At 52.2% G+C, this 25,808-nt stretch carries 22 protein-coding genes; 11 read left to right on the forward strand and 11 right to left on the reverse strand.

Annotation, left to right across the window (positions count from 1 at the left end):
* Positions 1 to 6: 6 nt before the first annotated feature.
* A complete protein-coding gene (locus BFW38_RS04545; RefSeq protein WP_084004456.1) occupies positions 7 to 1,848 on the forward strand; it encodes an alpha/beta hydrolase-fold protein in 1,842 nt (613 codons plus the stop codon).
* Positions 1,849 to 1,934: 86 nt separating this feature from the next.
* On the opposite strand, the gene BFW38_RS04550 is transcribed toward BFW38_RS04545, so the two are convergent.
* Complete coding sequence (locus tag BFW38_RS04550; RefSeq protein WP_068997322.1) at positions 1,935 to 2,327, reverse strand: carbon storage regulator; 393 nt, start codon at positions 2,325 to 2,327, stop codon at positions 1,935 to 1,937.
* Between the two features lie 251 nt (positions 2,328 to 2,578).
* Complete coding sequence (locus tag BFW38_RS04555) at positions 2,579 to 3,268, reverse strand: S24 family peptidase (protein ID WP_068997323.1); 690 nt, start codon at positions 3,266 to 3,268, stop codon at positions 2,579 to 2,581.
* A gap of 224 nt (positions 3,269 to 3,492) precedes the next feature.
* On the opposite strand from BFW38_RS04555, the gene BFW38_RS04560 reads away from it, so the two are divergent.
* On the forward strand, positions 3,493 to 3,753 hold the full coding sequence (locus tag BFW38_RS04560) for a hypothetical protein (RefSeq protein WP_218186359.1): 261 nt from the start codon (positions 3,493 to 3,495) through the stop codon (positions 3,751 to 3,753).
* A gap of 107 nt (positions 3,754 to 3,860) precedes the next feature.
* Here BFW38_RS04560 and BFW38_RS04565 read toward each other — a convergent pair whose 3' ends face one another.
* The gene (locus tag BFW38_RS04565) at positions 3,861 to 4,790 is read right to left on the reverse strand and encodes a LysR substrate-binding domain-containing protein (RefSeq protein WP_068997324.1); all 930 of its coding nucleotides are present in this window, start codon (positions 4,788 to 4,790) and stop codon (positions 3,861 to 3,863) included.
* A 161-nt stretch (positions 4,791 to 4,951) separates the two neighbouring features.
* Here BFW38_RS04565 and BFW38_RS04570 point away from each other — a divergent pair, with 161 nt between their 5' ends.
* The 8 genes from BFW38_RS04570 (at position 4,952) to BFW38_RS04605 (ending at position 13,452) form a co-directional block, all read left to right on the forward strand.
* Positions 4,952 to 6,397 carry an aspartate aminotransferase family protein gene (locus BFW38_RS04570; RefSeq protein ID WP_084004778.1) on the forward strand — a complete coding sequence of 482 codons (1,446 nt, stop codon included), beginning with the start codon at positions 4,952 to 4,954 and terminating at the stop codon, positions 6,395 to 6,397.
* Between the two features lie 19 nt (positions 6,398 to 6,416).
* Positions 6,417 to 7,241: a beta-keto acid cleavage family enzyme gene (locus BFW38_RS04575; RefSeq protein ID WP_068997325.1), complete on the forward strand. Its 825-nt coding sequence runs from the start codon at positions 6,417 to 6,419 to the stop codon at positions 7,239 to 7,241.
* Between the two features lie 252 nt (positions 7,242 to 7,493).
* Positions 7,494 to 8,621 carry an ABC transporter substrate-binding protein gene (locus tag BFW38_RS04580; RefSeq protein ID WP_342668838.1) on the forward strand — a complete coding sequence of 376 codons (1,128 nt, stop codon included), beginning with the start codon at positions 7,494 to 7,496 and terminating at the stop codon, positions 8,619 to 8,621.
* 159 nt (positions 8,622 to 8,780) lie between these two features.
* Positions 8,781 to 9,818: a FecCD family ABC transporter permease gene (locus BFW38_RS04585; protein ID WP_068997327.1), complete on the forward strand. Its 1,038-nt coding sequence runs from the start codon at positions 8,781 to 8,783 to the stop codon at positions 9,816 to 9,818.
* A gap of 36 nt (positions 9,819 to 9,854) precedes the next feature.
* On the forward strand, positions 9,855 to 10,688 hold the full coding sequence (locus tag BFW38_RS04590) for an ABC transporter ATP-binding protein (protein WP_245686066.1): 834 nt from the start codon (positions 9,855 to 9,857) through the stop codon (positions 10,686 to 10,688).
* Positions 10,689 to 10,829: 141 nt separating this feature from the next.
* Positions 10,830 to 11,285, forward strand: a complete 456-nt coding sequence (locus BFW38_RS04595) for a pseudoazurin (protein ID WP_245686067.1) — start codon at positions 10,830 to 10,832, stop codon at positions 11,283 to 11,285.
* A 322-nt stretch (positions 11,286 to 11,607) separates the two neighbouring features.
* Positions 11,608 to 12,219 (forward strand): Yip1 family protein, encoded by a 612-nt coding sequence (locus BFW38_RS04600; protein ID WP_084004457.1) that lies wholly within the window; start codon positions 11,608 to 11,610, stop codon positions 12,217 to 12,219.
* 366 nt (positions 12,220 to 12,585) lie between these two features.
* Entirely contained in the window at positions 12,586 to 13,452 is an 867-nt protein-coding gene (locus BFW38_RS04605) for an oxygenase MpaB family protein (protein ID WP_068997328.1), read from the forward strand.
* Between the two features lie 87 nt (positions 13,453 to 13,539).
* Here BFW38_RS04605 and BFW38_RS04610 read toward each other — a convergent pair whose 3' ends face one another.
* From BFW38_RS04610 to gloB, 8 genes are all read right to left on the reverse strand, one after another.
* Positions 13,540 to 14,649: an NAD(P)-dependent alcohol dehydrogenase gene (locus tag BFW38_RS04610; protein WP_068997329.1), complete on the reverse strand. Its 1,110-nt coding sequence runs from the start codon at positions 14,647 to 14,649 to the stop codon at positions 13,540 to 13,542.
* A 444-nt stretch (positions 14,650 to 15,093) separates the two neighbouring features.
* Positions 15,094 to 16,320 (reverse strand): methyltransferase, encoded by a 1,227-nt coding sequence (locus BFW38_RS04615; RefSeq protein WP_068997330.1) that lies wholly within the window; start codon positions 16,318 to 16,320, stop codon positions 15,094 to 15,096.
* A gap of 21 nt (positions 16,321 to 16,341) precedes the next feature.
* Positions 16,342 to 17,937, reverse strand: coding sequence for an ABC transporter ATP-binding protein (locus tag BFW38_RS04620; RefSeq protein ID WP_068997331.1), 1,596 nt, complete (start codon positions 17,935 to 17,937; stop codon positions 16,342 to 16,344).
* Positions 17,934 to 19,016 carry an ABC transporter permease gene (locus tag BFW38_RS04625; protein WP_068997332.1) on the reverse strand — a complete coding sequence of 361 codons (1,083 nt, stop codon included), beginning with the start codon at positions 19,014 to 19,016 and terminating at the stop codon, positions 17,934 to 17,936. The genes BFW38_RS04620 and BFW38_RS04625 overlap by 4 nt, the downstream gene beginning before the upstream one ends.
* Before the next feature lie 2 nt (positions 19,017 to 19,018).
* On the reverse strand, positions 19,019 to 20,095 hold the full coding sequence (locus BFW38_RS04630; RefSeq protein ID WP_068997333.1) for a microcin C ABC transporter permease YejB: 1,077 nt from the start codon (positions 20,093 to 20,095) through the stop codon (positions 19,019 to 19,021).
* Positions 20,096 to 20,098: 3 nt separating this feature from the next.
* Entirely contained in the window at positions 20,099 to 21,991 is a 1,893-nt protein-coding gene (locus BFW38_RS04635) for an extracellular solute-binding protein (protein ID WP_139116559.1), read from the reverse strand.
* Positions 21,992 to 22,131: 140 nt separating this feature from the next.
* Positions 22,132 to 23,811 (reverse strand): lytic transglycosylase, encoded by a 1,680-nt coding sequence (locus tag BFW38_RS04640; RefSeq protein ID WP_068997334.1) that lies wholly within the window; start codon positions 23,809 to 23,811, stop codon positions 22,132 to 22,134.
* A 187-nt stretch (positions 23,812 to 23,998) separates the two neighbouring features.
* On the reverse strand, positions 23,999 to 24,862 hold the full coding sequence (gene gloB / locus BFW38_RS04645; RefSeq protein ID WP_245686068.1) for a hydroxyacylglutathione hydrolase: 864 nt from the start codon (positions 24,860 to 24,862) through the stop codon (positions 23,999 to 24,001).
* Between the two features lie 64 nt (positions 24,863 to 24,926).
* On the opposite strand from gloB, the gene BFW38_RS04650 reads away from it, so the two are divergent.
* On the forward strand, positions 24,927 to 25,802 hold the full coding sequence (locus BFW38_RS04650) for a methyltransferase domain-containing protein (protein WP_068997336.1): 876 nt from the start codon (positions 24,927 to 24,929) through the stop codon (positions 25,800 to 25,802).
* Positions 25,803 to 25,808: the final 6 nt, after the last annotated feature.

A 25,808-nucleotide genomic window follows, 5' to 3' on the forward strand; every position in this document is an offset into this window, starting at 1 on the left:
TGGGGCATGATATGGAGCGTCATCGGACGATTCTCCTCTTTACGGATGACTTTGGGGCTGGCCTGCTGTGTGTGGGCTTTAAGCCTAAGTGTGTCTGCGGCTTTTGCGGCGTCGGTTTCCGAACCCCCTGAATCTGACCGCTCGCCTGCTGCGGATGTGCTGAGCCTGCCCGCACATTTGACTCGGGGCGAGGGGCATTTTCTATTTCGCCTATCGCTTCAGCAAGGGGATTATATTCAGGGCCGGATACAGGGCGATGGTGCTTTTCATGCCTGGCTCAGTACTCCAAACCAAGCCTTTTGGCGCCACTTGAATCGATATGGCGAAACCTTTTCGCACTTTCAGTGGGTTGCCCCTCGAACGGGGGTTTATTTTTTAGAGGTGGATGCGGATCAAGTTTGGCAAATCCACCTGTCTCAATTGAATCGCTTACCTTTTGACCCTCTTAAGCCTGCCCATAAACGCCCTGAAAGCCCTCGCATTCAGGCGGCTATCGAGCGGCTTAAAGCAGGGCAGTCTGAGGACAAAGTGTGGTTTGATCTGGTGGCTGAGGGGACGCCACTGGTTGAGCCGCTGCCGCAATACGCTGAGTTGGCGCCTCATCAGCGCTTGGTGACTTTTTTATGGCGTGGTGCGCAACACAATGTCCAGTTCTTGGGCGCGCTCGGCGGCGTCAATAACGAGCTGTATCGTTTGCCCTATACGCGCGATATCTGGTTCCGGAGTTATCAAATGCCAGATGATACTCGGATGAGTTATCAGCTGGCGCCGGATGTGCCCAATGTGGTGGGGGATGCCCAAGTACAAAAAGAGGCGGCTCTGGCGACCGCGCAACGCGATCCCTATAACCGTGAGCCTTGGGGAGCCGATTGGGATGAGCCGTTTGATGCGCGGGCTGATCCATTCTTGCTTAAGTCCACGCTGGCGCTTGAGCGGGCGTCGCAAGACACTTTTCTCACACCGCCTGAGCACTCGATTCCCTTTATGCAACGGTATCATTTTCGTGGCACGTTGGATCATCAGTTGTCGAGCCTTGTGCATCATATTGACCTGTGGCAGCCCGATCATCTATTGGTGAAAGCGTATCTCGCTGCTAAAGATCCTCTCACTGGTAAAGATGCTTTTGCTGATAAGAAGACTCTTTCTGAGAAAAGCCATTTCGCTGAGGCCGAAGAGGTCTCGTTGCCGGTCGTGATTTTTCTCAATGGTCAGCGCTATCAAGATGAGATTCCAGCGATTCGAGTGCTTCATAATCTGATGCATGAAGGGTTAATTCCGCCCGTGGTGGCGGCTTTGGTCAGTTACCCCAACCAAGATGCCCAGCAGGATGCGCTGGCTTGTAATCCAGCCTTCTCTGATTTTATTGCACAAAAGCTGCTCCCTTTGATTCGGCAAGAAACGAGGCTTCGCCTTCGCAGGCGTCACATTATGCTGGTGGGGGCGGGGGATGGTGGCTTGGCGGCCGCTTGTGCGGCATACCGGTATCCCCAGTATTTTGGCATGGTGTTAAGCCAATCAGGCGCTTTCGGGTGGCATCCGAATCATCCGGATGAGTCTGAGGCATTGATCGCACGTTTTGAGCAGCGGTTGCCGCAAAGGCCTATTCGTTTTTATTTTAGTGCCGGTTGGTTTGAAAACGATTTTGATGAAGGGCCCGGTGTGCGCAGCTCAACTCAGCATTTAGCTCAAGTGTTAGAACACCAGGGATATCCTGTGGCATTAGAGATGTTTAATGCCGGGCATGATGCGTATCACTGGCGTGCCACCTTGTGGCGCGGTTTGGTGAAGTTGCTAGGGCCGTTATCCGCTGAGGTAAAAATGCCCCGGAGAGCCGGGGCGAATGACTGAATTGAACCAGAACGATGCTAACGCATCGGCAAACTGACGGCGCCTTAAGTTTCCTGTTCGGCTCATCAGCTTGCCGATGGGCCACCTCAAGCGCGGGTTAAGGTTTCCAGCACATATTGAGCGGCATCTTGAGTGCTGTAGCTTTCATGGCTCAACCAGACATTATCCGCTCGCCAAATCGTAATACAGGTGCCCTTCTTGGCATGCTCAATGCCGTAACGCCAGGGGCCATCCGAAGCGGTCAGCTGAAGATATTGGATATATTGATCCAACTGGGTCAACGGGTCGGCAATATCCAAGTCTGCTGGGGTGAGTAAGCCTTTATAAAGCATTTGTTCGTAAATTTCTGAACGCCATATCGGGATAAAGGCGGGGGCATCCACCGCGAGTTTCACTTTATGGTCACCCTGATTGATAATCCGGATGTTATTGCCAATTTGGATGCTGGTTTGGGGGCTACGCGTCAGTACCAGTGCCATTGTGATCTCCTTTTCACAGCAGTGATCCCTTGATCTCCATTTCGAACGACTGGCCCTGTTTCGAACGACTGGCCCTGTTGATTCAATGACAGGGGCTGTCGTCAGCGCCTATTATTATTGATATCAATTTTAGGTTGATGTCGTCAATAACTTTTGATTGGTTTTTTTGTGGGTGAGGGATAAGGGTATGGGCTCAGGGCCTCATGGATCAGAGGCATCACCGAGCGAGATCTCAGTTGATGGCAAGACGCTCAGTGAGCGTATTTGAGAATGGCGCTCATCGCATGCATACGCAGCACTGACGCTTCTGGTAGGTACAAAGGGGAGGTATCGTGATTGATGCTGTCAAAACGGTATTGACCGGCACGCAGCGCAATAAACTCACGAATTAGGCAACCTTCATTCTGGGTATAAATCAACACTTCATCGCCTGCCACATACTGACGGCTGGGTTCAATAATCAGGTATTCGTGGTGCTGCAAGCGGGGCGCTAAATGTGATCCGTTGATCTGTAGGGCATACGCTTTCTGGTCAGCGCTGCTAAAACGCAATGTCGTTGCAGTGGCGGTGCCCGGCGTATACGAAAAATGCTCAAGCCGACCTTCGTGGTCAGGGGTGACCGGCCCGACCATGGGGATGGCCGGGGCATGGAGCTGGTAATGACCGGCCTCTTCTGTCAGCTGTTGACGCCCGTATTCCAGCCACTCCTCGCGTGTTTCCAGCAATTCGGCCAATAATTTCAAATTGACTTTGTTGGGTGTGGCTTCGCCTTTAAGCCACTTGCCGATGGCCGTGGTGCTGTTATGGACACCTAAATGATTTAAAGCCTTTTGCAAATCCACAGCACGACCGCGCCGTCGGATTCCGACAGCGTCACAGGCCTTATTCAGCCGTTGGGCAAAAGCGTCACGCAATTGCTGTGCATTCATATGATCAACCATTGGTTGATCATAGAGGAATCTTGACGAAACTCGCAGTTGTTGTTTAATTGAAACTACCAGTTGATTCGCTGGGGTGGGCATCAATGCTATCGCGAGTTGATGATATCAGCGCGTGGAAAATGATCGCACAAGGATGATGTCGGTGAATGGGCGTCAATAAGTCGACATCGGTGAATAAGTGCCGATCAGTGATTGTAGGCTAATGCAAAGGAGGGGCAGGGACAATGCAGGAGACGTTGAGAAAGGCACAAGAACATCATATCAATCCGGTCGCTTATGCGGTGAAGTGTGTGGGCGGGCCGATTGAAGCCGCTCGGATTTGTGGGCGGTCGCGTCAGGCGGTCGATAAGTGGATAGTGAATGGTCGCTTACCTCGTACGGAGTATACCGGTGAAACGTGCTATGCCGAACAACTCGCGGCCGTTTCAGAAGGCGCTTTTACCGCAGAATGGCTCTTAGCTCAGAGTACCTATTCTTCATCATGATGGTCTTATCTCGATGGCCTTATTGCGATGGTATGTGTGATCGCGATGGTGTTATGACGAGGGCTTCATAGCCAGGGCTTCATAACTAGGGCTTCATAACCAGGGCCTCATGGCGATACTTTGAGATGGGTCGCAAAAGCTTGATGAAACCAGTCAAAAAGTTGTTGGTTTAAGGCATGTTGTCGACGATAAGCCGGCATCAGGAAGTAATAGCCATAACCACTGGGGTAACGTAGCCCTAACGGGTTGACCAGCCGTCCTTGGGTCAATGCTTCTTCAGCGAGAAAATCGGGAATCAATGCGATCCCTTGACCGCGTTGTGCCGCTTCCAGGGCCATAAAAAAATGTTCGAAGGCATGGTGATAGCGGGGCGCTTGAGTGGACCCAGTCGTTGTGAATAATGCCGCTAGGCACTGGGGCCAGAGCTGGGGACGGGTGGTCGGGCGAATAAGCTCATGTTGGAGTAAATCTTCCGCACGATGGATCGGGGTGCGCTGTAGCAGATCGGGGTGGATCAGCGGGATCAGTGTTTCTTTTAATAGCAAGCTGGCGTGTTGATGAGGTTTGGCGATGTCGCTGGCGATCAGGGGTAGGCAGCGAATCGCCAAATCGGCACTGTCTGGGTGGAATTGGTAGTCCCCATCCCCTGATACAATATGTAATCGCAGTTGTGGGAATTGCGCTTCTAAGGCGTCTAGACGGGGAATCAACCACAGACTGGTCAGTGATGTTGAGATGCTCAGGGTTAAATTCCGTGGTGCATCCTGCGCTTGTTGGAGTCGGTGAGTGGCTTGCTGAATTTGCCCCAGAGCTTGCATGACCGTCGGTAAGTACTGTTGGCCTGCCGGAGTTAACACTAAGCCCGAGGCGGTGCGTTCGAATAAGGTCAGTTGCAGGTATTGTTCCAGCGCCTTGATCTGCTTGCTGACGGCACTTTGGGTGACATTAAGCTCTTCAGCCGCTTGCGAGAAGCTGAGTTTTCGAGCCGCGACTTCAAAGACATTCAGGGCATTGAGTGGGGGGAGGCGGTGATGCATAAGAGACCCTATTCCTTTTTCTCATAGGGGCTGAAAATTGATCGTTTGCTGGGCTTTGTCAAGCCCCTTAGCGTAGTGGCTATTCCCATTGCCGAGTGCGGGATGATCTTAACCGCATGCCGCAAGCAAGCCACTTTTGCCAATATCTCAGTGAGTCGATCATGACCTCTCTTGCTCAGCCTTCGTCTTCTGCCCATCATCTTTTTTCTCGACACTGTCATGCTCAGCTGCCGGTCGCTGTGCGTGGGGAAGGGGTGTATTTATACGATCAGCAAGGCCGGCCCTATTTGGATGCTAGCAGTGGTGCTGCGGTGTCTTGCTTAGGCCATAGTCACCCTGCGATGCGTGCAGCGCTTCATGAGCAGTTAGATCAGTTGGCTTATGCGCACACGAGTTTTTTCAATACTGAAAAGGCGTTATTGCTGGCTGATAAGCTCAGTGCCCAGGCGCCGGGGGATCTGAATCAAGTGTATTTTGTCTCGGGTGGCTCTGAGGCGGTAGAAGCGGCCTTAAAGCTGGCACGGCAGTATTTTGTTGAACGGGGTGAGCTGCAGCGCGCTCGAGTGATTGCCCGAGAGCAAAGTTATCATGGCAATACCTTGGGGGCTTTGGCCGCCGGGGGAAATGCGTTACGACGGGCGCCCTTTATGCCGTTGTTAGTGCCCACGGAGCATATTCCGGCTTGTTTTGCTTACCGTGGGCAGCAGGCCGATGAAAGTGCCTGGGATTATGGTCAGCGGATGGCCAATGCACTGGAAGCTCGTTTGCTGGCGGTTGGGCCGGAGACGGTGATGGCGTTCATCGCGGAGACCGTAGTTGGTTCGACGGCAGGGGCGGTGACGGCGGAAGCGGGTTACTTTCAGCGTATTCGCGAGATCTGTGATCGTTATGGTGTCTTGCTGATTCTGGATGAAGTGATGTGCGGTATGGGACGAACCGGGCGCTTGTTTGCCCATGAAGATGAAGGCATTCATGCCGATATCGTCACGATTGCCAAGGGATTAGGGGCTGGGTATCAGCCAATCGGCGCGATGCTGGCGAGTCAGTCTATCTATGACACTATTGCGCAAGGCTCGGGCTTTTTCCAACATGGCCATACGTATATGGGACATGCGATGGCGGTTGCCGCAGGGTTGGCTGTGCTGGAGACCTTTGAGCGTGAGCAGCTCTTGCCTCAGGTCCGTGATTTAGGGGAGCAGTTGCAACAGCGGCTAGTAGCGCGCTTTGCTGATCATCCGTTTGTGGGTGATATTCGCGGACGCGGGTTATTTCAGGCCCTTGAATTGGTGTCGGATAAAGCTGAGAAAACGCCTTTTCCAAGTGCCACTCAGTTGCATCAGCGGATCAAGGCCGAGGCCATGGCGCAGGGGTTGATGTGTTATCCGATGTCGGGAACGGTCGATGGACAGCAAGGCCAGCATGTGTTGTTAGCACCGCCTTTTATTATCCAGCCGGCCCAGCTTGATGAGTTGGTGGAGAAGCTTTATCGCAGTATTGATAGTGTCACACGGCAGGCCTATCACACCCATGTCGCGACTTCTGTCGCGGTTTCGGCATGGGTTAAAAAGTCGGTATCGGTTAAAACATCGGCATCGGCTAAAAAGTGAGTATTGATGGGAACAGTGAATGAATAATATGTCAGCGCAGCGGTTGATTATTGTGGCGCCTAATGGGGCGCGCAAAACGAAGTTGGATCACCCCCGTTTGCCGATTACCGCTGCGGATATTGCTGCTGAAGTTAAAGCTTGTCAGCAGGCCGGTGCCGGGATGGTTCACCTCCATGCGCGTAATGAACGCGGTGAGCATTCGCTTGAGATTAAAGATAATGCGGCGGTGTTAGAGGCGGTGCGAGCGGTCGTTGGCGATGAGCTAGTGATTCAGCTGACGACCGAAGCGGTGGGTCGTTATACCCCCGATCAACAAATGGCATTAATTCGGGCATTACGCCCTGAGGCGGCTTCATTTGCATTATCCGAGTTAATTCCGGATGAGGCGGCCATTTCCAAGGCGCAGGTCTTTTTTCATTGGGTCGCTGAGGCCGGTATTATCGCGCAATATATTCTCTACTCTCCGGCTCAGCTGCAGCGTTACCACCAATTGTGTGCTCGTGGGGTCTTGCCATCCTCCCACCATCATGTGCTGTTGGTGCTGGGGCGTTATCAAGCCCAGCAACAGTCCCAGCCTGAAGATGTGACCCCTTTTTTGACATCATTGTCTTCCCTGCCTGTGCGTTGGGCATTGTGCGCCTTTGGTCAGCAGGAGCAGGCGTGTTTAATGCGTGCCGCTCAGTTAGGCGGGGATGTTCGTGTGGGTTTTGAAAATAACCTTTATCGCCCTGATGGTGGCGCGGCGGTCAGCAATGCGGATCAAGTCAGCGCTCTTCAGCAGGCATTATCTGATCACGGTATGAGTTCGATGTCAGCGGCAGCTTTTCGTGCATTGTGGCAGTGATTCACTGCCATAATCGTGCCGTCATATAATCGCGCCGTCATTAAGTGAGTAAGTCGCTCGGTGAATCCGCCATTAGCTCATTAAAGAGTGAGCGGTAAAATGAGCACGCACTGGGAATGTCAGCCTTGCTGATCTCTATCAATGAAATATTGTCTCAAATGATAATTTTTTTCATTGTCATTGATTTTCTCCTGAATCCCGATTATTTTTGCGCTTCTTTTTTTGGGGTGTTTCTTGAGGGAGACGATGTTCATGAGCAGATATCAAGTATTCAGCCGAGCAGTCATCGCCTTGTTGGCGGCTTGTTTAATGACGTTGACGGCTGTTGCGCACGCTGAGTTGCGCACGGTGAAGGATGTATTGGATCGCGAGGTCACGATTCCTACGCCTGCCAAACGGGTTTTTCTGGGGTTTTATTACACAGATTATATGGCTATTGGCGGTGTCGATGCCTTTGAGCATGTGGTGGGCTTTTCCAAGGATGTATGGTCTGTATGGACGCCCGCCAGCTGGGATTTATATCGTAAGGCTGTCCCGGCATTGAATGATTTGGCTGATGTGGGGGAAGTGGAAGCGGGCACTTTTTCGGTTGAGAAGTTGCTTTCGCTGAATCCCGATGTGGCGATTTTGGCTGATTGGCAGTTTAAGGCGTTAGGGCCGGATATTGACCGCATTGAAGAGGCTGGTATCCCTATTGTGGTGGTGGATTACAATGCTCAGACGCTTGAGCGCCATCTCCATAGTACTCGCCTGTTAGGGATTGTGGCGGGTCAGGAAGCCCGCGCTGAGACAATTGCCACCGAGTACCAACAAACAGTTGAATCCATCACGCAAACCATTGCTGAAGCGAACTTACCGAAGCCTCGTGTGTATATCGAATTCGGCAATAAAGGCCCTTCTGAATACAGTTTTACTTACGGTAAGAATATGTGGGGGGCCATGGTCAGCTTGACCGGTGGCGATAACATTGCCACTCCTTACGTTGAATGGTGGGGGCCGATGAACCCTGAGCAGGTATTGGCTTCACAGCCGGAAGTGATTTTGATCACGGGTCGTGAAACGGAAATGGGTAAAAATGATGAGGCGATGGTGCTGGGAGTCGGCATTGAGCGAGATGAAGCCAAACGCCGTTTAGCGGGATTTGCGCAACGCCCAGGGTGGGATAAATTGCCTGCTATCCAAAATGGACGTTTGCACGGTGTTTACCAAGGCGCATCCCGTACCATTGCCGATGCTGCCATGGTGGAGTACTTCGCTAAAGTGACGTACCCCGAGTTATTTGAACACTTAGATCCACGCGCGACTTATTTAGGCTTCCATCAGCGTTTCCTTCCGGTTGTACCCGAGGGGACTTTCATGGTGACGGCGGATTCATTGTAAGGCGCTATCCGTTCATTGCTCTGGTTACTGAATCATTCCGGTATTGAATCAGTCCGGTATTGAATGACTGGGGTATTGATCGATTGACCCTGTCGTGAATTCGACTACCGGACCCTTTCTTTTTCGAGATGGGCCCGGCTCTGGTGGACGTGTGTGTTTATGGATACCAAGGCTATTTTAGTTGAAACCATTCAACACCAGCGTCAACTGGAAAGTCGGCGCTGGCGCTTGATTATGTGGGTCTCGGCATTGGCATTACTGGCATTAGTGTTTGATATTGCCATTGGGCCTTCAATGTTGACGTTGGATCAAGTGTTGGCCGCGTTGATGGGGTTTGATGTCGCACCGATGACCAAGGTGATTGTTTATGATCTGCGCTTGCCTATGGCGTTGATGGCCTTGGTGGTGGGAGCCTCACTCGGTGTGGGTGGGGCTGAAATCCAGACCCTGCTGAATAACCCAATGGCGAGCCCTTACACCTTGGGGTTAGCGGCAGCGGCAGGGCTTGGAGCCTCTCTGGTGATTGCATTGGGGAGTTTCGGTCTGCCCTTGATTCTGGCGGTACCGATTGGCGCCTTTTCCATGACTATGCTGGCCTCGGGTGTGCTTTTTGTGCTGGCCTCGATGTCACGTATTTCGTCCCATATGCTGATCTTGGCCGGGATCGCTCTGCTGTTCTTGTTTCAATCGTTATTGTCGTTGGTGCAGTACCTGTCTGCTCCGGAAGTTAGCCAGCAGATTCTTTTCTGGTTATTTGGCAATCTCACGAAAACCACTTGGACCAGCTTAGGAGTGACGACCGCGGTCTCCGTTGTGTGCATTACTTTACTGATGCGTCATGCCTGGGCGCTGACTGCATTACGTTTGGGCGAAGCCCGCGCCGCCACGCTTGGGGTCAATACACACCGCTTGCGGCTTCAGGTGTTGTTTTTAGTGGCTGTGATGACCTCGGTGGCGATTAGCTTCGTCGGGGTGATTGGTTTTATCGGGTTGGTGGCTCCGCATATTGCGCGCATTCTGGTCGGGGAAGATCAACGCTTTTTCGTGCCTTTGTCGATGGTGACCGGTGCGGCCTTCTTGTCGATAGCCTCGGTGCTGTCGAAAGTGATTGTCCCCGGCGCTCTGTTCCCCGTGGGGATTGTGACCGCATTTGTTGGGGTGCCCTTTTTCTTCTGGATTATTCTCATCCGGCGATAACGATGATGATGATGCGCCTTCCTTTTGGAGACCTCCATGACTTGCTCTGATATCTCTGAGGCGGTATCTCAAACGACGATGCCTGCTTTGCGCCTGGATGAGATCAGCATTGTGCGAGGAGCGACACAAACCGCTCGTGCATTGAGTGCTGAGTTTAATGCGGGTCAGGTGTACGCCATCCTTGGCCCTAATGGCACCGGGAAATCTTCGCTATTGAAGGCGATTTTTGGCGAGCTCTCCCTGAGCCAAGGACGTATTCACTATGGCCCGCACCCGCTTTCAATGCGTCATCTGGCCTCGTGGCGGCAACGTATCGGCTATATGCCCCAGGGCACTGAAATTGACGTCTCGCTGACGGTATTGGAAGTGGTGTTATTGGGCAAATTGGATGCGCTGCATATGTATGTCGGCGATGAGTTGCTCAATGAAGCGCTGGAGATTATGCAGCAAGTCGGCATTGTCGATTTAGCCCACCGTGATATCCAGACCTTAAGTGGTGGTCAGCGTCAGTTGGCGATGTTCTGCCAAGTGTTGTTACGTGATCCCGCCATTATGTTGCTGGATGAGCCCGTGAGTGCGCTGGATATGCATCACCAGCTGAACTTGTTGGAGCAGGTCCACCAAGAAACCCGCCAACGGCGTTTAATTACGATTACGGTGTTGCATGATTTGAGCTTAGCGGCGCAATTTGCTGATCAAGTGATGCTGTTAGGTGAGGGGGTCCTCCAAGCTTCCGGCACACCGCATGATGTATTGACGCCTGAACGGCTATCGCCACTGTATGGCGTGGCTGTCGAACGATTGTATGACAGTGCAGGAATTCCTGTGATTCGGCCATTGCGGCAGATGAATCGCGGCTTAGTTAATTAATATACTAAGTTAATTAATAAGCTGAGTTAATTAAAACGCTGAGTTAATTAAGACGCCGGATTGCTTATGACGCCGGATCAATTGAGCGACTTGGCGTATTGAACGATTGAATGAAAATACTTTGGATAGGAGTGCGTTAACGTGAAGTCATGGACAGGTGTGGTATGTGGTGTGTTACTGAGTACCTTGTCGGTATCGGTGATGGCGGCTGATCATCAGATCCATATGTTGAATTATGGTGATCAGGGCGGCATGGTGTTTGAGCCCGGTTATTTACAAGTGGCGCCAGGCGATACAGTCACTTTTGTTCCCGATAACACGGGTCACTCGGTTAAAAGTCAGTGGCTGCCTGAAGGGGTTGAACCTTGGCAGAGCCCTTTGAATGAGCCTTTCACCGTGACCTTGGATCAGGAAGGGGTTTACCTCTATTTTTGCCCACCTCACCTGATGATGAATATGACCGGGGTGATCCAGGTCGGCGACTCGGCTGGACAGCAAGCCGAGGTCGAAAAAGCCGCCTCAGGCCTTAGCCGACGTGCATTTCAAAACAAAGGCCGGCTGGCTGACTATATGCAGAAGATTTCTTGGGCAAAATAACTCAGGTGAAATCACTTTAGCGAGAAATTCCTGGGTAAAATAAAGCCAAGCCAAAAGACTTTGATACGGGAGTGCTGAGGCTTTGATACGAAAGTATTATTTGAGGCTTCTTTAATGTTCGCTTGACTTATCATTTTGTTTTAATTGATTTAAACGGCCCTGATCGGGCCGTTTTTTTATATGGTCACATTATAGGCCGACGCAAGGCTTCACTTTAAATTGAGTTTGTGTTCTATACTGCATTTGATTCGAATCATGATTGATTCGATTTGGTGAGTGAATAACCCGAACGAAGTTGCCTATGCAAAACCGGGAGGTCGTTATGATTCATCATGTTTGGGGGTTACTGCATCACCCTGATCAAGAGTGGCGTAAGATCAGTAATGAGCACGAGTCTATCGGCCATCTCTATCTGCATCATGTGCTTTGGCTGGCCGCGATTCCTGTGATCAGTGCGCTTATCGGCACCACTCAGGTCGGCTGGACCTTTGGCGGCGCTGAAACCTACCAAGTGTCGTTGATCAATGGTATTGCACTTGGCATCGCCTTTTATGCTTTGATTCTCATGGCGGTTGGCTTTGTCGGTAGCCTGATTCACTGGATGGCCCGTTCTCTTGAGCAGCGTCCTAGCCGACGCGATTGCATCGTCTTTGCGGGTTACGTCGCGACGCCCATGTTTCTAAGTGGTCTCTTCGCGCTTTACCCTGCATTCTGGTTCTGTGTGTTAGGGATGCTCGTCGGTTTAGTCTATAGCGCCTATTTGCTTTATAAGGGCATTCCCAACTTTATGGGCATCAGCCACAAACGAGGCTTTATTTTATCAACGACAACACTGAGCATTGGCGTATTAGTGTTGGAAGCTTTACTGGTGGTGACAGTGCTCCTCTGGAGTATGGGCTCTGAAACCAGTGTGGTTTGGCACTTTTTTAAATAGCCACCTGTTGATTTAAATAATCCTATTGATTTAAATGATGTTGATTGATTTAAATGATATTAATTGATTTAAAGGGTGGTGAGTTGTTTATTTAAATCTTGTGGTTTGTCGATTTCACTGTTGTGTCATCTGATTGCTTCAAAGCCCTTGCCCGCTGGTGAGGGCTTTTTTTTATGGCTCGTATCATGAAAGCTCATCACCTTTGATGTGTGATTTCACGATGCTTTGGGCTGGGTCAGGTGCGCCAAGGTGTTGGAGCGATTAAGATACCTTACTTTCAACCTTCAAGCGCTGTGTCGTGACTGTGCAACCGGGACACACATGGGCTGAGAAGTGTGGCGCTCATTGAGTCAATATAGGAACCCTATGCGCGGATGGATTGAACAGCAAGTCATTGGATTGACTGGATTATCCCTTAAAGGGGTGAATTACCGTGAGCCCATTGGGGATGTGGGGCTCTATGGACCTGATTCCATGGTATGGCGGGTCCATTCTGATTTTACCTGTATGTTGTGTGGGGGTATTTCGGCGCTGTTACTGCAGATGTTAGAACCGAAGACGCTGGCGGGGGTATGGGATCACTCCAACTTTCGCGATGATATGTTGGGTCGATTGCGTCGTACCGGGCAGTTTATTGCGGCTACCTCATTTGGACCGCGAGACGACGCCTTGGCACTGGTGGACAAGGTGCGTCGGATTCATGATCGAGTGACCGGTTTCACCGCTGACGGCCGCCCCTATGCCGCCAATGACCCGCAATTATTGACTTGGGTACATGTGACTGAGGTGCGGGGCTTTCTAATGGCTTACCTGCGCTATAAAGGGTCGCTCACGCCTGCTGAACAAGATCGTTACTTTGATGAAGTCGCGCAGACCGCGCGCTTATTGGGCGCTGATAATGTACCGACTCGGCGAGTGGAGATTGACGCCTATATCGAAGAGATGCGGCCGCAATTGATGTGTGATGAGCGTACTCGCGTTGTCCGCGATATTCTAATGACAAGATTTGATCAGAAACCTCAAATGAAACCGATGCTTACAGTCTTTATGAGCGCTGGACTGGATCTATTACCGTCCTGGGCGCCTCCGTTGTTGGAAAAGCCAGTCGGCCCTGCTCAACGTATGGCCACACGCGCCAGTGTTAAAACCACGGCACAACTGCTGCGTTGGGCGGTACGAGATGGGGCCAGCTTTCGGGCTCGCCAACGGGTTTCGGGGACGAGTCTTAGCTGATGTCATGAGTCCATCAAGGATTCAGGCCTTGATGGACTCATCTTGAGGCATGATGATGAATCGATGTCCGTGCCTCAGTACTCGCGGCTAGCCAATACGGATCACCGGTTTGAGTGTAACGCCTTGCTCACTATCTTTGGCGGCTTCATTGATCTGCTCAAAGGGGTAGAATTTGATCAGCTTGTCGAATGGGAAACGCCCTTGTTGATATAACTGGACCAGCTTGGGAATAAACTCTTGGGCAATGCTGTCACCCTCGACAATCCCACGAATCGACTTGCCCCCTAACAGTAAATCGTTCACATCAAAAGTACTGTCGGTGCCGAGGGCTGGAGCGCCAACGACGCCAATCGTGCCCATTTTGCCCAGCGCATCTATGCCTTGACGGAGCACTTCCGGGCGACCGGTGGATTCAATGGCAAAATCAGCGCCACCGCCGGTAATGTCTTTAATGCGCGCCACAGGGTCTTCTTTAAGGCTATTAATGGTGTGAGTGGCGCCCAGTTCAAGGGCTAAAGTGAGCCGTGAATCGACCACATCGGTCACAATAATCGTGCTGGCACCACAGACACGCGCCGCCATGATCGCCGACAACCCCACCGCTCCACCACCATAGGCCACAAAGGTGCTACCGGGGCGTACTTGTAGCGAGTTAATCACCGCGCCGGCGCCTGTTTGGATACCGCACCCCAGTGGGCCCAGCAACTCGATAGGGGCTGAAGGATCAACTTTGACCGTATTGCTTTCACGACTGATGGCATATTCAGCAAATGAGGATTGGGCAAAGAAGTGATCATGCAATGGCTGATTCTCAGCATCAGTCAACGCATTGTTGCCTTCTTCATCCGCACCACTGAAGTTGCGCTCATAAAATTCGTTACAGTAGGTCGTGTGGCCGGTTGTGCAGGGCGTGCAATGATTGCAATAGCCGAAACTGAGGACAACATGGTCGCCCTTTTTGAGATTTTTAACATTCGGGCCTACTGATTCAATGATCCCTGAACCTTCGTGGCCAAAGACTGACGGCAGAGGCACTGGATACATCTGATCACGGCAAATCATGTCGGTATGACACATCCCGGTCGCGACAATCTGAACACGGACTTCGTCATCTTGAGGTTCACGAATTGAAGCCTCTTCCAGCTTGAACTCGCCACCTTTTTCGCGGACAACGGCCGCACGCATATGTTGTGACATGATGGGCTCCTTATATTTCGGTTGATCGATACACCGCTTTGTTAGCACAAATCATTAGACCGCAGCCATGAATGATTATTCGATAGATGTGATCGTTTTATCAAAAAGATGGGTGGCTATGCATTAGTTTTGTCATGCGGTCTCGATCGTGTCGAGTCCGATCGATAAGGTCGGAGTGAGGTCAGTCGAGCGGCTTCGGCAGCGAGCAAGACGGCTTCGTTCGCTGAATACGGCCCTGTGCCTGAAAGCTAAAACGAACACTGATATCGTTTTTCTGGCCTCACCGGTAATCGATCAAAATCCATCAGCGCTTATGCGTTAAACATACAAGCTCTTATGCGTTAAACATACAAGGAGCCTGCTTGCAGTCGAATACCTAACCCCCTTCGCGGCCAAGGCCGCTCCTACAAAACCCGTTATTCACCTTGATCGCTTTCAGTCGGGTTAGGCCCGAGTCGCGCGAATGAGTAAATTCCGAGGGGTGAGGTGGCGCGGGCAGAATTGTGTGAGGGTGACGTCGAAGCCTTGTTCTTCAAGATAAATTACGCGATCCAGTACGAGCCATATTTCCAGTGGGCGTCTGAAGATATGGCGTACCAGTTCCAGTCGTCGGGTGTCGCCATAGCGTTGCCAGCCGAGTTGCTCCCAGTAAGGCCAGTCAATTGAGGCGAGTAGGGCGATTGATTTTTGCTCGGCCGCCCATTCACAGAAGGCTTGAAAGCCGTCTTTTAGGTGTCGATAGCCTCGGCTGGGGATTGGGAGGTATTCATCATGCTGGCGGTAGTGACGTTGTAGGGCATCGAAGCCTTGCCGCCAGGCATTGGCGGTCAGGCGTTGTTGTTGCACTTTGCCTGGGGCGGTGACGGTTTCTTGTACGGCGAGCGCTAAATCTTGGCGTGAGAGGTGTAGGGCTTTTTGAGCGCTGAGTTGTTGGGCGTAGGCGGAAAGTGGTCGGTAGTGCGCGTCTACGGTGCGGTGATAGCAGCAGGGTGCGAGGGTGAGGCCTTGTCCTGTTTGGCTCAGTAGGGTGATGGCGCGCCGGTGTAAGTCGCCGCAGGCATGCAAGGCGAGGATGTGGCTGTGGTTGTGCAGATGCTCGATCACGCTGTCGTCCAGCACATCCTGATGAACGAATTCAATCGATGTCGTTTTCGCCGCGTCAGCGCCTTGCTGGCAAAGTTGTGCATCATACTCCAGTGCGGTGATGGGGCCTGTCGTGTGCTTGGCCCACAGTTGTGCGAGATGGCCCTTGCCGGCACACCAGTCGACCCAGTGTGTGTCGGTCTCAGTGCCTTGAGTAGGGGACGCGGCTTGAAGGTAGGCGTGAAGTTGTTGCCACTTGCGTTCGCTGATCCCTTCTGCCGTACCCGGTGAAGGGGCGTGACCCCGTAAAGCCTCGGGCCAATCTGTTAGGGTTTGGAGCCGCTGTAGTGGAAGCCCCTCAGCCAATGACCGCCAGGCGCTATCGCCATGTTCTGGGGGCGTGGCTTCTAGGTGGGCCAGGGTGTCATCGGAGAGGGCGAGGCAGCGGGCGTAAAGTTCAGGCCATTGGGTTTGCCAAGCGACGGGTTGCTGCATAAAGGGGAGTGGTCGCCACAGCCATTGCCAGTGGGTTAATAAGGTCGTTAATGCCGTGAACGTCTGCCGGTATCGGGTCGGTGGTGTGGTCATCAGTGGGATTACGCGCGTTGTTTAAGTACTCAGGGCGGCCGCTTCAATTAAACGCTGAGTGTACTCAGTCTGAGGGGCTTGCAGCACTTGTGCGGTGGCTCCTGTTTCGACCAGCTGGCCGTCTTTGAGTACGATGATTCGATGGCTTAAGGCCCTCACTACAGCCAAGTCGTGGCTGATAAAGAGGTAAGCGAGATGATGGCGCTGTTGTAAGCGCTTAAGTAAAGCCATCACTTGAGCCTGAACGCTACGATCTAATGCTGAGGTGGGTTCATCCAGCACCAGTACCCGAGGTTTCAAGATTAAAGCGCGGGCAATGGCGATGCGTTGGCGTTGGCCGCCAGAAAATTCATGGGGATAGCGGTGGCGAATCTCTGGCGTCAGCTCAACTTCACGGAGTGCTTGAATGACGGCTTGCTCAATGGTGGCATCGTCTAATGTCGGTTCATGTAAACGTAGGCCTTCGGCAATAATGTCAGTAATGGTCATGCGTGGGCTGAGGCTGCCATAAGGGTCTTGAAAGACCACTTGAAGCTGCCGCCTGAAGGGGCGCAGTTGCTTTTGGTTGAGGGGGTGTAAGGGCTGGCGGCCGAGCCAGACTTCACCTTCTGTGCTTTGCAGGCGCAAAAGCGCTAGAGCCAGTGTCGTTTTGCCTGAGCCACTTTCGCCGACCAGACCTAAGGTTTCACCCGCTTTGAGTGTTAGGTTGATGGGCGCGAGGGCTTCGAAGTCATCAGCTTTTTGCCAAAAACGCCAGCTTTTCTGCGCCTGTGCAAAACGAACGGTTAAATTGCGCGCTGCCAGCACGGTTTCGGCATTGTTTTTAATCGGTGTGGGTGTGCCCTGAGGTTCACTGGCCAGCAGCATTTGGGTATAGGCATGTTGGGGGTGTTGGAATAGCTCGGCCGTTGGGCTTGTCTCAACGGCGACCCCTTGCTGCATCACGGTCACATGATCGCTATAACGTTGCACCAGGTTTAGATCATGGGTGATCAGAATAATGCTCATTTGCCGCTTTTCTTGCAGCGATTTCAGCAGCTTCAGAATTTGCTGCTGAACGGTCACATCCAGTGCTGTGGTGGGTTCATCCGCGAGCAGGACTTCAGGGTTATTCGCCAGGGCCATGGCGATCATGACCCTTTGGCGCTGCCCCCCGGAGAGTTGATGAGGCCAGGCATCAATCAAGGTTTCGGGACGAGGCAGCTGAACATCTTCCAGCAGTTGCAAGGTCATCTGGCGTGCTTGATGACCGGTGATGCCTTGGTGTAAACGCAGCATCTCGGCGATTTGGCGGCCAATACGGTGTAACGGGTTCAACGAGGTCATGGGTTCTTGAAAGATCATAGCCATACGTTGGCCGCGAAGCCGTTTGCGGGCAGCGTCTGAGAGGGTTTCCAGCGCCAGTTCACCGAGTTGAAGATGCCCCGACATCTGCGCGCCTTGAGGCAAAAGCCCCATGATCGCCAATGCCGTCATGGATTTGCCTGAGCCGCTTTCACCGACCAAGGCATGGATCTGGCCTTTCTTTAAGGTGAGATCCAACGCTTGGATGACGGGGGCTGCATCACCAAAACGGACGCTGAGTTGCTGAAGTTGCAAGGTGATGGTGTCGGTCATACAGCGCCTTTCTGCGGTTGTGAGCTTCGGCGTGGGTCATAAGCATCGCGCACGCCTTCGCCAATAAACACCAAGAGCGTTAATAACAGGGCTAAGGTCAAGAAGGCGGTGATGCCCAGCCATGGGGCCTGGAGGTTATTTTTAGCTTGGCCAACCAGCTCACCCAGTGATGGTGCACCAGGGGGCATCCCGAAGCCGAGAAAGTCCAGTGAAGTTAATGTGGTGATTGCGCCAGTAAACAAAAAGGGTAAGAAGGTGAGTGTCGCGACCATGGCATTGGGGAGCATATGGCGCCACATGATCAGGTGGTTGGGCAAGCCCAAGGCTCTTGCTGCACGCACATACTCAAGATTTCGGGCGCGTAAAAATTCAGCACGGACGACATCCACCAATGCTGTCCAGCTGAATAGCAGCATGATCCCCAGTATCCACCAGAAATCAGGGGTGACCAGACTGGAGAGGATAATTAAGAGAAACAGTATGGGAAGGCCGGACCAGACTTCAATCAGTCGCTGTCCCCACAGATCAATTTTTCCGCCATAAAAACCTTGTATCGCGCCAACGGTAACCCCGACTAGGCTACTGCCTAAGGTGAGGATTAAGGCGAATAGAATCGAGAGGCGTAAACCGTAGATGACTCGGGCCAGTACATCACGCCCTTGGTCGTCGGTCCCTAGCCAGTTGGTGGCGCTGGGAGGTGAGGGGGCCGGTTGGTCTAAATCATAGTTGATGGTGTCGTAGCTGAAGTGAATCGGCGGCCAAAGCATCCAGCCCTCTGCCTTGATGAGGTCGGCGACATAAGGGTCTCGATAATCCGCTTCACTGGAAAACTCGCCACCAAAAGTGGTTTCTGGGTAATGATGCCAGAGCGGGGTGTACCACTCATTCTGATACTGGACCAGCAAGGGTTTATCGTTGGCAATCAGCTCTGCGCCAAGGCTAAGAATAAAGACGATGCTAAAGATCCAAAGCGAGATATAGGCCCGGCGATTATGCCGGAAAATCTGCCAACGCCGTTGCGCCAAAGGGCTGCGAAATAGCTTGGCGGTGCGGGAAGTGGGGGCAGGTGAAGCAGGCATCTTCAATTTTCCCGTGAGGTAAAGTCAATGCGGGGATCAATCAGCATATAAGTGATGTCGCTGATCAATTTGAGCAAAAGCCCCACCAGTGTGAAGAAATATAAGGTGCCAAATATCACAGGATAATCACGCTGTATGACGGCTTCAAAGCCGAGCAATCCCAAGCCGTCTAAAGAGAAAATGACTTCAATTAATAATGAGCCGGTAAAGAAAATACTGACCAGTGCTGTGGGCATTCCCGCAATAATGATCAACATGGCATTACGAAAGACATGGCCATAGAGAATACGTCGTTCGCTGGCCCCTTTGGCCCGTGCGGTGAGTACATATTGCTTATGGATTTCATCCAGAAAACTGTTTTTAGTCAGCATCGTCAGGGTCGCGAAACCGGCGATGGTGGTGGCCAGCACAGGGAGCGTGATATGCCAAACGTAATCTTTGATTTGCCCCCAGGTGGACAGTTGATCGAAGTTATCTGAGGTCAGTCCTCTGAGGGGGAAAATATCCCAATAGCTGCCGCCGGCAAACAGCACAATCAGCAAAATGGCAAATAGGAAGCCGGGAATTGCATAGCCGACAATAATCAACGAAGACGTCCAGACATCGAAGCGGCTGCCATGGCGTAAGGCTTTACTGATGCCAAGCGGAATGGAGATAAAATAAATCAGTAGTGTGGACCAAAGCCCAAGCGAAATGGAGACCGGGAGCTTATCCCAAATCAGTTGAGTGACGCTGCGGCCGCGGAAAAAACTTTCTCCCAGATCAAAGGTGAGATAATCGCCGACCATTGAGAAAAAACGCTCATAGGCCGGGCGGTCAAAACCAAATTGTTGGTTCAGTTCTGCGATTAAACGTTCATCCATCCCTTGACGGCCGCGAGAGGTGCCACCTCCGGCATCCGAGACCTCGCTGCTGTTATCCATCTGGGTCATACTTTGCCCGCCAATACCTTGCGATTGGGCCAGTATTTGTTCAATCGGGCCGCCTGGGGCGGCCTGAATGATCAAGAAATTAAGCAGCAAAATGCCAAAGAGTGTGGGCGGAATTAAGAGTAACCGACGCAGCAAATAACCCAACATGATTTATCGTGACTCCGGCTTGATCCACCAGCTGTCGAGATCGATTCCATAGCGTGGTATTTGTTCAGGATGTTGGAGTTTTTGGCTGCGGGCAATGCGATAACTATCCAGGTAAAACTGGGGGATCATATAGTTACCCCAGAGCAAAACGCGATCTAAAGCGTGCACACGAGTCACCAGTTGTTCACGGCTGTCGGCGTGAATCACTTTATTGATGAGATCATCCACCACTGGGCTGGAGACCCCGGCAATATTACGGCTATCGGGCCGTTCAGCACTTTCTGATCCCCAGAAGTCGCGTTGTTCGTTGCCCGGTGAAAGGCTTTGCGGAAAGCTACCGACCGTCATATCAAAATCAAAGTCACGCAACCGGTTGAGGTATTGTGTGGTATCGACCAGGCGGACTTTCATATCAATCCCCATGCGTTGGAGATTGCGCTTCATGGGTAACACAATACGTTCAAACTGGCTGCTGACTAATAGCATTTCAAACTCGAAAGGCTGGCCATTTTTGACCAATTTACCGCCTTGCATGGTCCAACCGGCTGATTTGAGCTGACGCAGGGCATCGCGTAACTGGCGTCGAATATTGCCATCGCCTTGGGTTACCGGTAGTTGATAAGGCTCTTTAAACAAGGCTTCAGGTAGCTGATCTTTCCACGGTGTCAGCAGTGCCAGTTCTGCTCCTTTAGGAATGCCTTGGCTGGCCAGTTCGGAGTTATCAAAGTAGCTGTGCAGGCGTTGATAGGCGCCGTGAAACAATTGCTTGTTAGTCCACTCGAAGTCAAATGCATTGAGCAGTGCCGCTCTGACTTTGGGGTCATCAAAGGGGGCGCGGCGGGTGTTATAAACGAAACCCTGCATCTGGGCCGGGTTATGATGGCGAATTTTTTCTTTCACAATGTCGCCTTGTTCCAGGGCTGTCCCGTTATAGGCCTCTGCCCATTGGCTGGCGCTATTCTCCAAACGAAAATCGAGTCGGCCTGCCTTAAAGGCTTCTAATGCAACGCCTTGATCGCGGTAATAATCAAAGGACTGTGTATCGACATTAAAGCGCCCGACATTGATGGGTAGATCTTTTGCCCAATAGTCCTTAACCCGCTCATAGGTGATCTTGCGGCCTGGGTCGACGTGGCTGATCCGATAAGGGCCGCTGCCGATCGGGACATCCAACCCTGGCGCAGTGAAGTCTTTATCCTGCCAGTAATGTTGAGGTAGCACTGGCAGCTGCCCCAAAATCATCGGCAGTTCATTGTTTGTGGTATTGGCAAATTCAAAGCGTACGGTATGGTCATCCGGTGCGCTGACTTGGGCCACATCATGATAATAAGCCCGGAAGAAGGGACGGCCCTGCTCTTTCAGGATGTTAAACGAGAAGATGACATCTTCAGCCGTAATAGGCTGACCATCATTGAAGCGGGCTTCAGGCCTTAACTTAAATTCAATCCAGTGGTTTTCTGGATCTAGCCGCATGCATTTTGCCACCAGCCCATACTCAGTGAAGGGCTCGTCAAGACTTTGAACGGTGAGGGAGTCATACAGCAATGTGCTGGTGCCAGCGGCAGGTGTGCCCTTGATAATAAAGGGATTGAGGCTGTCAAAAGTGCCAATGGCTGCTTGTCGCCAGCGCCCCCCTTTAGGGGCATCAGGATTCACATAGGGCAGATGTTTGAAGTCTTCGGGGAGGGCGGGCTCGCCATGAAGTGCCATCGCGCCTTGGCACTGCACCTGCTCTGAGTCTTGGGCCCAAGCATGATGACTGGTGATCGGGCTTATGAGTGTCGCAACGACCCCCCAGCAGCAGGCCCAAGTGAGATGTTTTAAACCACGTCGAGACAACTGCATCAATGTGGAGTGGTGCTGAGCATGATGAATGCTTACAGAGCTCACCGCCATTCAAAGGCTCCCCTTGTGATGTTGTTCTGGCCGCTGCCGGCTCAATAGCAAGCAAGGGGCCAGATGGGTCAATTTCAAAACTGAGACCGACAATTTTGGCTGTGGTTCGGGGTCGGGCCTCAATGAAAGTGCTTCACCTGTCAGTGACGGGTGACATCCACATACAAGGTAATATTCTGCCCTGGTTGTAGGTAATGGTTAGGGTTCAGGCTATTCCAGCGTGCAATTTCTCGCACTGAAACCTTGAAGCGGCTGGCAATGGCGGCCAATGAGTCGCCTCGTCTGACGGAGTAGTTCACCCGGCGAATGACTTCGCGGCTACTGTTCTGCGCCAGCAAGCGCGCATTTTTGGCTTGAGACCAGATCACCAACTTTTTACCCGCGACTAAAGGGTCGCCTGGGGCCATATTATTCCAGCGAGCGAGATCGCGGACCGATACATGGTGGCGGCGCGCCAGCAGCCAGAAGCTATCGCCGGGTTGAATTTGGTATTCGAGGCGTTGGCCGTTGCGATGAATGTTCTGGTTTTTCTGTAATCGTTGATTGGCACTGAGACTGTAATGGTTACGGTCTTGACTCGGGATCGGAATCAGCAATTCATTGCCGGCCCGAATCATATTGCTGCGCAGTTGATTGGCTTGGCGGATGAGCGTTGGTGTTGTGCGATATTGCCGTGAAATTGTCAGTAGGCTATCCCCACGCTTCACTTTATAGCGCTGCCAGGCCATCCGTTTTTTTGCGGGCATATCGCGCAAAGCAGCACGCAGTTGCTGGGCATGTGCCCTGGGGACTAATAAGCGGTGGGGGCCGCTGGGGCTCGTCGCCCATTGGCTGTATCCGGGGTTGAGCAGATAAAGCTCTTCTACGGTGATGCCGGCTAGGTCGGCGGCAAGTGCCAGATCAATTTGGCCGCCAGTATTGACCGCTTCAAAGTAGGGGCGATTGGGTAAGCTCTCAACCTGAATACCGTAGGCTTCGGGGTCAGCAAAAATACGTGCAACGGCTAACAATTTAGGCACATACGCTTCGGTTTCTCGGGGCAGGTTCAGATTCCAAAAGCGGCCATCGCCACCTCTGGCGAGGTTATGCCGACGAGCACGGTTCACATTGCCGCCTCCCGCATTATAGGACGCCAGCGCCAGTAGCCAATCATCGAAGCGGCCGTTCAATCTTTCCAGATAGGTGAGGGCTGCATCGGTTGAAGCGACGACATCTCGTCGTCCGTCATACCACCAGTTGTTTTTTAAACCAAAATAACGCGCGGTTCCGGGAATAAACTGCCACATGCCAGAGGCCCGGCCATGGGAGTAGGCGAATGGATCGTAGGCGCTTTCAATGATGGGCAGCAGGGCCAGCTCGCCTGGGAGTTGGCGTTTTTCAACCTCATCCAACACGTAAAACATATAACGATTCGCGCGTTTGACGACCCGGTCCATATAACTGGGATGGCGCTTATACCAGTTGAGTTGTGCGGTGATGCGAGGGTCATCATGGTAGTCATCGAGTTTGAAATTACTTCTCAACCGATCCCATAGATCATACTGAGGCAGTTCTGGGGCTTGCCAATGCCGCCAGTCAGGTTTATGCGGATCGTCCAGGGCGCTGCCCAGACCCAATTCTTCATCATGACGAAAGTAGCTTGCCAGCTGTTGTTGGCTGCTCAGTCGACTGATTAATGTTTCTGGAGAGGTTTGAGGCGCTTGGGTTGCGACTCCAAAATGTTGGGGCAAGCTTTGACACGCTTGAAGATAAAAGCCGCAGGTGGCGATGGCCAGCCATTTAACACTGCGTTTGACATAACAATGGATCGTGATGTTCATAAAATAGAAAGGTACCGAGGCTTAAATAATCGTCAGGGGTAACACCATCATAATGCAATCAAAATATTAAACTGAACATTTCTGCTGACTTAGATTCATGGTCTGTCAATTCATGGCCTGTGATGGCGCTGATGGTAAGGGGCGGATTCTAAGCAACCCCTTACCTGACAGCAACCGCTGTGATCTTTTAGGCCTCATCTTTCCATGCACGGAGTACGGCAAATGCGCGGCTGTCTTCCGGCAGTGTCATCTCGGCCCTTTGTTCTAACCGTTGTCGAATTAAGGGGTTACTGACCCTCAAAAAGGGATTGTAGGTCAGTTCTTCGGACAAGCGTACGGGCAAGGTGGGGGTTTGCGCATTGCGCTGGGCTTCTGTTTGCGTTATGCGTGCTGTCATGGCGTCATTATCAGGCTCGACTTGAGCGGCAAACCTCAGGTTGGCCTGAGTATACTCATGGGCGGGATAGATCTGTGTCTCGCCTGGGAGCTGGCACAAACGCTGTAGTGATGTGTGCATTTGTTCCGCGGTGCCTTCAAACAAGCGCCCGCAACCGGCTGAAAAGAGGGTGTCACCACAAAATAATAGCGGTGGTTGGTGATCGGCGAAGAGGTAAGCGATATGACCCAAAGTATGGCCGGGGACTTCGAGAACCTGAACGGTTTCTCCTAGCACTTGGAAGCGAGAACCTTCGGCGACCTGTTGGCTCAGCGGCGGTAAGCGGTAGACATCATGTACGCAGCCAACGAGGGTGACGCCTTCGCTCGCTAAGGCTTTGACACCTCCAATATGATCTGGATGATGATGGGTGAGTAAAATGCCCTCAAGTTGGAGCTCATGTTGTGCCAAATAGCGCTGCACGGGTTCTGCTTGGCCAGGATCAACGACCCAACAACGTGAACTTCCAGGTTGCTGTAACAGCCAAATGTAGTTGTCATTGAACGCGGGTAGGGGAGTCACTTTCAGCATCATGTTATCCTTTTGCCCTGATCGTGGGATGACATGCGATAACGCATGTTCGACATGGTCAGTGCCGATTATTGGCCAGTTCACGGTATGATCTTTTCTGACGTTAACTTAACGCCTGATCTGTGTACTGTCATCTTTAGGAGATGTCATGCCCGCTCAAATTTCTGGATCAGAAGATGCCCAGGCAAGGGTGCGACAGCAGTTTATACAGCGCTGGAAAGCTTGGCAGCAGTTTTGGTCGACGCCATTGGGTGAGGCTTTGCAGAGCGCTCAGCGGCGATCTTTATCGCCAACATTAGGGGCGGTTTTTGGACACCATCTGTTGTACTTGGGCGCCAGCGACCACTCGGCTTTAATTGATGGTGGGGATATTGATCACCGCATGGGCTGGTCGCCGATATGGCAGCCTGATTTGCCGGATGCCACGGTCGTTGCTGAGCCCGAGTGGCTGCCGTTGCCTGATGAAAGCCTTGATCTGGTCGTGATGCATCATTGGTTGGAGTTACAAATGAGTCCGCATTTGGCTTTGCGCGAAGCGGCTCGGTTGACGATGCCTAGAGGCCAGTTGGTGATTATGGGCATGAACCCTTTGAGTCTTTGGGGGGCTCAAAGTTGGTGGGGGCGTCATCGAGGGGGTAACCCACGGTATCAAGGGCCTCGACTTAGCTTTCGCCGCTTACAGGATTGGTTGAGCTTTCTGGATATGCGGGTCGAACGCTTAGAATGGGTGTTCCATCGACCGCCGGTGCAAATGCCGCGTTTGCTCAGCGCCACCCAAGGGTTTGATTACGCTTTAGATCGTTTGCGTTGTCCTTTTGCCGCCAGCTATATGATCTGGGCACGAAAGCGGGTGGGAAGCCCAATCTATAATGGTCGCCGGTTACGACAATGGGTGACCTCGACGGGGCTTGTACAGCCGATGCCACAAGGGCGCCATGCGGTCAATCGTACTGAGTCTTCGTCGAAATCGGCTCATGTTGGCACCATGCCGTCACCTGTTCGGGATTCGGACATATCTTATTGAATGTGT

Origin of the sequence: Terasakiispira papahanaumokuakeensis (assembly GCF_001709345.1) — a bacterium.
GTDB classification, from domain to species: Bacteria; Pseudomonadota; Gammaproteobacteria; order Pseudomonadales; family Halomonadaceae; genus Terasakiispira; species Terasakiispira papahanaumokuakeensis.